This window comes from Phormidium sp. FACHB-1136 (genome assembly GCF_014697375.1).
In the GTDB taxonomy this organism is placed as follows: domain Bacteria; phylum Cyanobacteriota; class Cyanobacteriia; order Phormidesmidales; family Phormidesmidaceae; genus Nodosilinea.
In genome coordinates, this window is sequence record NZ_JACJRS010000048.1 from 32,381 (window position 1) to 41,322 (window position 8,942).

Annotated in this window: 14 protein-coding genes and 1 tRNA gene; 4 read left to right on the forward strand and 11 right to left on the reverse strand. The window is 55.5% G+C overall.

What is annotated here, in order from left to right; translation table 11 throughout:
• Positions 1 to 92: 92 nt before the first annotated feature.
• The 4 genes from H6G62_RS15240 to H6G62_RS15255 all read left to right on the forward strand — a co-directional run bounded on the left by H6G62_RS15240 (position 93) and on the right by H6G62_RS15255 (position 2,824).
• Positions 93 to 164: transfer RNA gene (locus H6G62_RS15240), tRNA-Met, on the forward strand.
• 171 nt (positions 165 to 335) lie between these two features.
• Entirely contained in the window at positions 336 to 977 is a 642-nt protein-coding gene (locus tag H6G62_RS15245) for a peroxiredoxin (protein WP_190496618.1), read from the forward strand.
• 20 nt (positions 978 to 997) lie between these two features.
• Positions 998 to 1,579 carry a peroxiredoxin family protein gene (locus tag H6G62_RS15250; RefSeq protein WP_242052070.1) on the forward strand — a complete coding sequence of 194 codons (582 nt, stop codon included), beginning with the start codon at positions 998 to 1,000 and terminating at the stop codon, positions 1,577 to 1,579.
• Positions 1,580 to 1,660: 81 nt separating this feature from the next.
• Positions 1,661 to 2,824 (forward strand): hypothetical protein, encoded by a 1,164-nt coding sequence (locus tag H6G62_RS15255; RefSeq protein WP_190496620.1) that lies wholly within the window; start codon positions 1,661 to 1,663, stop codon positions 2,822 to 2,824.
• A 61-nt stretch (positions 2,825 to 2,885) separates the two neighbouring features.
• Here H6G62_RS15255 and H6G62_RS15260 read toward each other — a convergent pair whose 3' ends face one another.
• The 11 genes from H6G62_RS15260 to H6G62_RS27505 form a co-directional block, all read right to left on the reverse strand.
• On the reverse strand, positions 2,886 to 4,463 hold the full coding sequence (locus tag H6G62_RS15260) for a metallophosphoesterase (protein WP_190496622.1): 1,578 nt from the start codon (positions 4,461 to 4,463) through the stop codon (positions 2,886 to 2,888).
• A gap of 44 nt (positions 4,464 to 4,507) precedes the next feature.
• On the reverse strand, positions 4,508 to 5,113 hold the full coding sequence (locus tag H6G62_RS15265) for an aminodeoxychorismate/anthranilate synthase component II (protein ID WP_190496624.1): 606 nt from the start codon (positions 5,111 to 5,113) through the stop codon (positions 4,508 to 4,510).
• An 8-nt stretch (positions 5,114 to 5,121) separates the two neighbouring features.
• Positions 5,122 to 5,568 (reverse strand): diacylglycerol kinase family protein, encoded by a 447-nt coding sequence (locus tag H6G62_RS15270; protein ID WP_190496626.1) that lies wholly within the window; start codon positions 5,566 to 5,568, stop codon positions 5,122 to 5,124.
• Positions 5,569 to 5,744: 176 nt separating this feature from the next.
• Entirely contained in the window at positions 5,745 to 6,290 is a 546-nt protein-coding gene (gene ybeY / locus H6G62_RS15275; protein WP_190496628.1) for an rRNA maturation RNase YbeY, read from the reverse strand.
• 13 nt (positions 6,291 to 6,303) lie between these two features.
• A complete protein-coding gene (locus H6G62_RS15280; RefSeq protein WP_190496630.1) occupies positions 6,304 to 6,504 on the reverse strand; it encodes a DUF3285 domain-containing protein in 201 nt (66 codons plus the stop codon).
• Positions 6,505 to 6,791: 287 nt separating this feature from the next.
• Positions 6,792 to 7,055, reverse strand: coding sequence for a hypothetical protein (locus H6G62_RS15285; RefSeq protein ID WP_190496648.1), 264 nt, complete (start codon positions 7,053 to 7,055; stop codon positions 6,792 to 6,794).
• Positions 7,056 to 7,060: 5 nt separating this feature from the next.
• Positions 7,061 to 7,315: a type II toxin-antitoxin system HicB family antitoxin gene (locus tag H6G62_RS15290; protein ID WP_242052072.1), complete on the reverse strand. Its 255-nt coding sequence runs from the start codon at positions 7,313 to 7,315 to the stop codon at positions 7,061 to 7,063.
• Positions 7,316 to 7,552: 237 nt separating this feature from the next.
• Positions 7,553 to 7,744: a hypothetical protein gene (locus H6G62_RS15295; protein ID WP_190496632.1), complete on the reverse strand. Its 192-nt coding sequence runs from the start codon at positions 7,742 to 7,744 to the stop codon at positions 7,553 to 7,555.
• A gap of 68 nt (positions 7,745 to 7,812) precedes the next feature.
• Positions 7,813 to 8,031 (reverse strand): hypothetical protein, encoded by a 219-nt coding sequence (locus tag H6G62_RS15300; protein WP_190496634.1) that lies wholly within the window; start codon positions 8,029 to 8,031, stop codon positions 7,813 to 7,815.
• 255 nt (positions 8,032 to 8,286) lie between these two features.
• On the reverse strand, positions 8,287 to 8,559 hold the full coding sequence (locus H6G62_RS15305) for a BrnT family toxin (protein ID WP_190496636.1): 273 nt from the start codon (positions 8,557 to 8,559) through the stop codon (positions 8,287 to 8,289).
• Between the two features lie 156 nt (positions 8,560 to 8,715).
• The coding region (locus H6G62_RS27505; protein WP_206755647.1) for a hypothetical protein at positions 8,716 to 8,942 on the reverse strand (227 nt) is incomplete at its 5' end.

The window sequence follows — 8,942 nt, forward strand, 5'->3', positions numbered from 1 at the left end:
CGTTTCTCGCCATCAGAATGGCTAACTTGGGGCTTTGCTGTGATATAGTTATTAACCGTGGGTTGAGTTTGATGAACTCAACGCCATGCTACGGCTCAGTAGCTCAGTGGTAGAGCAGGGGACTCATAAGCCCTTGGTCGCGTGTTCAAATCACGCCTGAGCCATTTTGGTTAGAGATAGCTCTTTAGATCTGGGTTTAGGGCGGGCGCTGACCAAGACTTCCCTAGATTGTCAGTGGCGAAGGGTGGCGAAGACCACCAGCCTGCCCTACGGGGTTGCAATCCAGTCAATAGGGTTTACCCTTATAGGAGCAATCGTTGGTTAGGAAAGCCACCATGACAGAACAGACGGAGGGATGTCTACGGGTTGGGCAACTGGCCCCTGATTTTTCGGCGACGGCGGTGGTCGATCAAGCCTTTAAGGTCGTGAAACTGTCGGACTATCGGGGGCAGTATGTGGTGCTGTTTTTCTATCCCCTCGACTTCACCTTTGTGTGTCCTACAGAAATTGCGGCCTTTAGCGACCGCTACGAGGAATTTAAGGCGCTCCATGCCCAAATTTTGGCGGTGTCGGTGGATAGCGAATTTGCCCACCTCGCCTGGATTCAAACCGAGCGCAAGGCCGGGGGCGTGGGTGATCTCAACTATCCCCTCATTTCTGACTTGAAAAAAGAAGTGAGCGCCGCCTACAACGTCCTCGACCCAGAAGCCGGAGTGGCCTTGCGGGGGCTGTTTATCATCGACCGGGAAGGCATCCTTCAGCACGCCACCATCAACAACTTGGCCTTTGGTCGCAATGTAGACGAAACCCTGCGGGTGCTCCAGGCTATCCAGCATGTGCAGAGTAACCCCAACGAAGTTTGCCCCGTAGACTGGCAACCGGGCGACAAAACCATGGTGCCTGATCCCGTAAAATCTAAAGACTTCTTTGCGGCGGCAGAGGCATCCTCCCCGCTGTCATCCCCTGGAACACCCTAGCATCCCCGACGACATCGGCCTTGCTCACCCTCAGACCGCCCCCTCAGACTGCCTTTTCCCCAACCATGACCGCCCCACCGTCCCTCGCCCCTTGGCACATTTGGCGCAAGTACCTGCTGCCTCGCCCTGCCCGCCTGGGATTGGCCCTGGGAAGCAGGGGCCCCGATTTTGCCCTGTTCGATGTCACCCATCAACGCACGGTGAGGCTGGCCAACTGGCGCGGCAAACAGCCCGTGGTGCTGGCCTTCACCCGCATCTTTGCCGAGGGGGTGTACTGCCCCTTGTGTTACCCCCACATCATGGCCATGAATGCGGCCTATCAACGGTTTCGGGATGCGGGTACGGAGGTGTTTATGGTGACCAGCCTCAACCCTCGTCAGGGCAAGGCCGTGGTAGAAGACTTGCAGCTTACCCTACCGCTGCTGTGCGATCCGGTGGGGCAAAGTTTCCGCCAGTACCACACGGGGCAAGCGCTGGGGGCACCGCTCCCCGCCCAGTTTGTGCTGGATGCCCAGGGCCAACTGCGCTACGGTCACTGGTTTTCCTTTTTGCACCACAATGCTGAGCCAGAGGCCCTGCTAGCCGCTTTAGAAACGCTCTAGGCTGAACCAGCAGCAATCATGGCGGACGATCTGGTTTATGGTGGGCAGAGGTGAACGAAGATTTGGTAGGCGGGTTGCCCTATGAATTCCCACGATCCCGATTTTCCCCAAGACATTCCAGCGATTCCCGATGCAGAGGCGATGACGCCGCCGGAGGGGCCGCCAGCCGAGGCCGATTCAGCCGTGGATCACCAAGTGGATGACGCCTTGCCGGACAGCTTTGAGGCGTTGTCTGCTTCGTCGTCGGCACTCGATGCAGCAGACCGATCAGCCAACGAGTTCCCTATGAACAATCCCCCAGCAGCGGAGGTGTGGACGGATTTGGACGAATCTGAACCAGCGGCCATGGCGGCGGATCCACCGAGGGACATCAGACCAGAGGCGGCGTCTTGGCCCTCGGTGATGGCGACAGGCGGGGGTGAAGAAAGGGACGAGCCAGATCCCTCGGTGCTGGATGCTGGCTCTGGGTCGCGCCGGGAAGCGGAAAAACCCGGTCGCACAGTTCTTCCCTACGACGATTGGGAGCCGAGTGAGGTTCCCTACCAGCCGAAGGAATTGGGCATGATTGATCAACTGATGATTGTGTTGGCCGATGGGGCGGCGATCTGGCGTCGGGGGCTGCGCCAAGTGCGGTCTTGGTTGCCGATCACCTGGCAGCGCACCCTCAGCGATGAACGTATGACGGCCATTGCCCTGGGGCTGGTGATTCTCTGGCTCGTGCTGTGGAACCCCCTGGGGGGAGGGAGCACCGCTGGTCAGGGGGTGGAGGGGCCGGAGATCTCGGTCTCTGCACCAGCCCTCTCTCCAGGGGGCGCACAGGGGGGAAAGGCCTCGCCTTTGGGGGAAAGTAGTGCGTCAGATCCTGCCATCACCGCAGACAACCGGGCCATAGACAACCGAACAGAGGGGCTGGAGCCTTCCCCGGAGCAAAGCCTGATTGCCGATATTCAGGATCGGGTCAGCAAAATCAGCCGTTCCTATGGGGTGGGGCTGATTCAGTCGGTGGAGGTCAACTGGCCCCAGCAAGTGCTGTCGGTCAATGTCAGTAACGACTGGTATGGCCTGGGAAGGGCTTCCCAAGACCGCATTGCCCAAGACATCTATACCCAGGCCCAGGGGCTAGCCTTGGCCACCCTGCAACTGAGGGACGCCGACGGCCTGGTGGTGGCCCGTAACCCTGTGGTAGGGCCAACCATGGTCATCCTCAAGCGCCATCGTCCCACGGAGGGGGGCACCCTCGGCTAGGGCGTGGGATTGGCCAGACTGATGAAACCTGACCCAAGCTACCTGCCTAAAGGTAACCCGCCTAAAGGTAAATAGGATCCAAGGCGTAGTCTTGCCAATCTTGGTGAAAGCGCTCAGACACATGGGGGGTGAGGACGAATTTAGGATCCTTGCCTCCTTTCACATCGACCCGCAAAAACGAGTAGGGGCGGCGATAGTCGGGCTTTTTGCCTGTGCGGCCTACAAAAAGCTGGGACTCGGCCACGGGACGAAGCTCGGCCTGGGCCTCGGGGGTTAGGTCGGGGACGGTTTCGTAAAGAACGTTGCCCCCAGACCGCTGACGCCGCAAACTGAGGCCACTGCCACCACAGACAATCCAGGCTAGGTGACCATCGGCGTGGCCTGTGTCTAGGGTCTTGAGGTGTTCAAAGCAGTGGGCATGGCCGTTGATCACCAGATTCACGGGGGGAGTCTGGGGGGAGATCGCCGGAACTGCCGCCGCGACCTGATCCAGCACCCAGCGCAGATGTTGGCGCACCGCCAGGGTTTGGCCCTGGTTCCACTTGGTCGATTCGGTGACGTAGGGGGGGTGGTGGAAGAACACAATGCGCCCCCGTGCCGCTGGGTCGTGCCAGGAGGCAATCAGGCCATCCCGCAGCCATAGCAGTTGCTCGGTATCAATGAGTGCGGTGGGGTTGGCGTTGAGCTGCTTATCGAGATCGAGCAGCATTTCGTCGTACTGCTCCACCTTGGCTTGCCAGTCGTCCAGGTCTTCCTGGGCATGGGCATCCCTGAGGTCTTGGTGCAGCGCAGCCTCCTCTACCGCTCGCCGATCCTCCAACACCTGCCGCCGCTGATCCTGAAGCTCCTGGCGATGGTCTAGCCCTCCCTGGTGAGTGAGTAGCGAGGGATCGTTAAAGGTACTGGAATCCAGGGCAAAGAAATCAATGCCGCCGTAGCGAAAGGTGTAGTAGCGGTTGGGCAGACGGGTAAACACCCCCGGTCGGTAGCGCAAGCCCTGGGTGTGCCCATCCCAGGGGCCATAATGGGCCCGTAGGTGGGCCGCTAGCCGTTGGTCGGGCATTCCCTGTAAATAATCCAAAAAAGCGCGGGCGTAGGCATCTCCCACCCCCGACCCATGCCAGCCCACATTGGGATTGAGGTCGATACCCAGCAGCTTGCGTAGGGGTTTGCTAATCTGCACCAGCAAACTATACAGCCGGGGCAGATTGTAATAATCGTGGTTTCCGGGCACGGCCAAAAACGGAAACCGAAACAGCATTTGATCGTAGGCAATCTTTTCGGGCTGCTCTCCCCCCACCAGCCACTCCCGGTAGGGCTTGATGAAGTTCTCAGGGTACTGCTCGCGGGAGCCGACTTGGTACACCACATCCCCGGTGTGCAGCAAAAACCGACAGTCCTCCAGGTGAGGCACCATCTGTTCCGCCAACCGCCGCTGGGGGTGGTGATCCGGGTGGGGGCCAGATCCACTATCGCCAATCACCAAAAAGGAGAATTCCTCGTCCTCGGCGTGGCCGTCCTCCAATATCAGCCGGGTTTGGTCAATGTGGTGGGCCACCAGGGTCGGATGTTGCCAGCAGACCCGTGCCTTCATTTTGGCAACCTTAGCGGGAATGGGCGGGTCGAGGATAGAAGCCATGGGAAATGGGGCTGGGAGAGGGAGCGTCTGCCTATCGCGTCTACCTAGGCCGCAACGGCCACGGGAATAGACAACAGGAAGTTCCGCAGAATGGGCTTGCCAGAGTCGGTCAGGATGCTTTCTGGGTGGAACTGTACCCCTTGCAGAGTAGGGTATTGGCGGTGCTGCACGCCCATGATCGTCCCATCCTCCACCCAGGCGGTGATCGCTAGCACCTCAGGGCAAGACTGGGGTTCAATCACGAGGCTGTGGTAGCGGGTGGCCTGGAAGGGGTTCTCCAATCCGGCAAACACGCCTTGGCCTTTGTGGTAGATGGGCGAGGTTTTGCCATGCATCAGTTCGGGGGCGCGAATGATGGTGCCGCCAAACACCTGGCCGATGCTTTGGTGCCCCAAACATACCCCCAAAATTGGCACCGTGGGGCCAAGGTCTTGAATCACCGCCAGAGAAACGCCGGAATCATTGGGGGTGCCAGGGCCGGGGGAAATCACAATGCCATCGGGAGCCAGCGCCTTGATCTCGGAGAGGCTAATCTGATCGTTGCGGTATACCCGGAGGTCTTTGGCCACGGGCAGTTCCTGGCCCAGTTCCCCCAAGTACTGCACGAGGTTGTAGGTAAAGCTATCGTAATTATCAATGACAAGAATCATGATCAGGGTTATCCCAAAAGACGCTGCCACAGGGGCGGCAATAGTAAACAAACCGCAACGGAAATCGCAATCATGGCCGACATCAGCACGGCGGCGGCGGCACAGTCTTTGGCAATTTTAGCGAGTTCGTGGTAGGTCTGCTGTACGGTCAGATCCACCACCGACTCTAGGGCGGTATTGAGTAACTCCATGGTCATCACCGCCCCACAGGTCAAGATGATCACCGCGATTTCCACCGCACTTAGCCCCAAGCCAACCGCCAGCCCCACCGCCACGAGCCCCACCCCCACATGGATGCGAAAGTTGCGCTGGGTACGGAAGGCATAGCTGACCCCCTGCCACGCATACTGAAAGCTCACCAATAGGTTATTTGCAACTTTCCAGGACAGGGGCCGGATGGGCCGGGGCAAATCGGTGGTGGGCACCGAGTCGGATTTTTCGCGATATAGCGTCATAAATAGGAGATCCCTAGGGATCGGCAGTTATAGATGAATACGAGGCCAACCACTGTCTCTCCGGCAGCGATCCGCTACGCCACAGCATAAATCTTGCTTCGAGGCTAGTCTACACCAGCGATCAAGATTTCCAGCGATTCATCAACACATCCAAACCATTAAGGCAAATCCTGGGGCTAATCGGCCACAGCTAAGCCAATGGCCCGCAGCAATTCCCCTTGTTTGGCTAGCATGGCCTCTAATTGGTTGTCGTCGGGATGATCCCAGCCCAGCAAATGTAGAAACCCATGACTAGCCAACCACACCGTTTCCCATCGGAGATCGTGACCCGCCGCCTCGGCCTGTCGTTGGGCCGTATCCAAGGAAATGATGATGTCCCCCAGATAAAAAGGCTCACTCTCCAGCAATTCTGGGGCTAGGGGGGTTTCATCCTCCAGGGCCGCAAAGGAGAGCACGTCTGTGGGCCGTTCGATGTGACGATAGGTGCCGTTTAGCTCCGCCATCTCCCCATCATCGGTGAGGGTGAGGGATAGCTCGTAGGCTCCCAGGGGCGAGGGCGGCAAATCCACCTGGGTCGCCCATTGGCTAAACCAAGCTTGCCAGTCCTCCGTAGGGATCAGATCGCCCTGGGGATGGTGGCCCTCCACGATCACCTCTAGGACGGGCTCCTCCAGGACAGGCGATTCCAGGGCAGGTTCAGACGGGTTGGGGGTAACGGTCATTTGGTTTAGCCCCCTAGCGAGTCAGGTAGGCCAAACCCACCAGCAGTCCCAACAGGCCCGCCGTGGTGAGGGCAAAGTGATACAGCGACTTGCCGCCCTTTTTGACCATGTTCCGCATAGCCAACTTGACAAAACTAGGCGGGGCTTCCGGAGGCTGGGCGGTGGGTTCAACGGGGGCGGTCGTCGCCGGAGGGTCAACGGTGGGCTGGGTCATGGCAAGGCGGCAAAGGTAAGGGCGCAGAACAGGGTGATAGACGGAGGCATTGGGCCATCCAGTCGAGCCATCGACAACCTCGAAACCCGGAATCGACGACTCGGACAGCCACGTATCACAGTAACGTTATGTTTACTGTACTGAATTTACTGTACTGAATTTCATCGCGGTTCCCCCACCCGCCCGATAGCATAGAACTACCCTACCGATGGCCCGTCCTAGGGCGACCTCCCCCCTCACTGCGGCTAAACCAACCGTGGCCCCACCCCTAGAAAGCGGTGATCGCCTCACGAGCCCAGAGTTTGAGCGTCGCTTGACTCACCCAGAATAGACTCAAGGATTTCTGGCGTTAAGCCTCTCTCCTGCGCTTTTCGACTAATCTCCTCCATGACCTCTTCTAATGGTCGCACTTCCTTATCAGCGCCAGGAAACGCCTCAGCAGGGTTGGATTCCGATTTCACAGTTGTTCTGGCAACATCTTTTCTGCCAGAGCCTAGTTTTCTGACTCGTAGACTTTTTAAGTCGTATTCTGGTCTTAGATCGTCTGCCATTTGAGTTAAACCACATCAATCACAGTAGGCTTTGGCAACGCCTCACCCGCTGCCTCATAGACAATTACAAGGGATTCTAGCGCCTCAAGGCCGTTAGCTGCTGCTTCAGTGTAGGTGTTCCCGTGGGTACGCCATTGCTGACCTGGAAAATCGGGAAAACGCACCAAGAAGCTTTGATCCTCCTCAGACCATTGGATGACCATTTGATATTTGAGCGGATTCGCCATATCCCCATAGTCGAACGGCTTGTTTAAGTTCATCCCTGATTGACGTGGTCAGCCGCTAGCACGGCGTTAACGTAGGTAAAAATGCGGTCAAGTTCTCCAATTGCATCTAGTTCAGTGATTTCATCGGGGGTTATTGCATCCGCTTTTTTCTTTCTAAAAGGCTCTCCATACGTAATTGAAGAGGCTCACTGAATTTAAACAAGTTACAGCCTCCAACTTTCTCAAGCTGGATTTCATGCATTAGAGCCGATGGCTTGTTGAGGGTTGTAATCATGGGTCTGCTCTATTAATGACGACAGTATCGGTGGGGAAGGCTTGGGCTACGTCGGGATCTAGGAGGACTAGGTTGGTGCCTGAACGATAGCGTTCAACATATTTACCTCTAACGCCGCCCTTCATCTGAGAGAAGTCGTATTCGGGACGTAGATCATCCTGCATTGCATTTTCAGTTTTCTTGCTCATGGAATTTCTGCCCCTATTGAGGGCCGTATTGGGAGCAGATTACTCAGGCTCCATCGCTTCGATCTGGCCTATTTATCAACATTCTGATCGTTCACCGTAGAAGCTTCCAATGGCTTTATCCAGCGTGTTTTCGAGCTGCGATTTCCTGACAAGTCAACAAATTTATAGCCACTTTCGTCCTGTTTTTTACGCAGGTCTTCAAATATGGCTTTTAAGTCGTAGTTAAAGGACTTGGCATATTCGTCACGAATACGGTGAATTTCTTCAACGATTTCATCTTTCCACATAACCTAGTCCCCCATTAGTTTAGAGGCCATTTCTTCTAATTGCCCCTGGATGAGCTAGAAACTGAATTGTCCCGCATTACTCGAATCAAAAAACGTAGTGCTTCGTTAACTGCCTCAGCATCAGGAAACATCTCGGCAACGTCGGGTTCTAAGCGTACTGTTACCCCAGCAAAATCTTTTCTGCCAGAGCCTAGTTTCCTGACTCGCAGACTTTTTAAGTCGTATTCTGGTCTTAGATCGTCTTCCATCGCTGTATTATCCCTCTTCGTAAACTTCTCGTTCAGATCGTGTTGCTTCCCTAGCACTAATCAGGCGTATTATGTTTCCTCGTTCTGTGTATGACACAATCAATGAGCGCCCTTGATGCGACTCCCCGACAATAAGATAGCGATCTTCTTCCTCTGAGTGGTCTGGATCATAAAAGTCAACGTAGAGAGGATCTTCAAAAACGGTTTCTGCTTCCTCAAAAGAAACGCCATGTTTTGACAGGTTGCGAGTGGCTTTATTTTTATCCCATTCAAATTGCATAGAATAATTAGAGCCTTGCCTTTCTATCTTCTCAGATCTTTTTTGTTTTGGTAGCTCATTGAATCATTAAGCAAGCTGAGTATTACACTTCAGGCATCAAAGGTGATGTGATTTTTGATGCTTGAATTTGCAACATAAAGTCTACTTATTAATGTCTTAAAGAAGCTCGTTTATGATTGACTGGAGATCAATTGACCCAAGGTTTCTTACGTCCGTCAAGGCAATCTTTTTAAGGGCAGCGTCCATCTTCTTTTTATATTCCTTAAACTTAATCTTCTGGACAGTGGGAAGTTCTGTATCCGGTAGCGGGACGCCAAGAAAAACGGACATGAGCTGAGTCAATCGACCCATCATGTCCGAAACTGGCTGATGTAAAGCCTTTC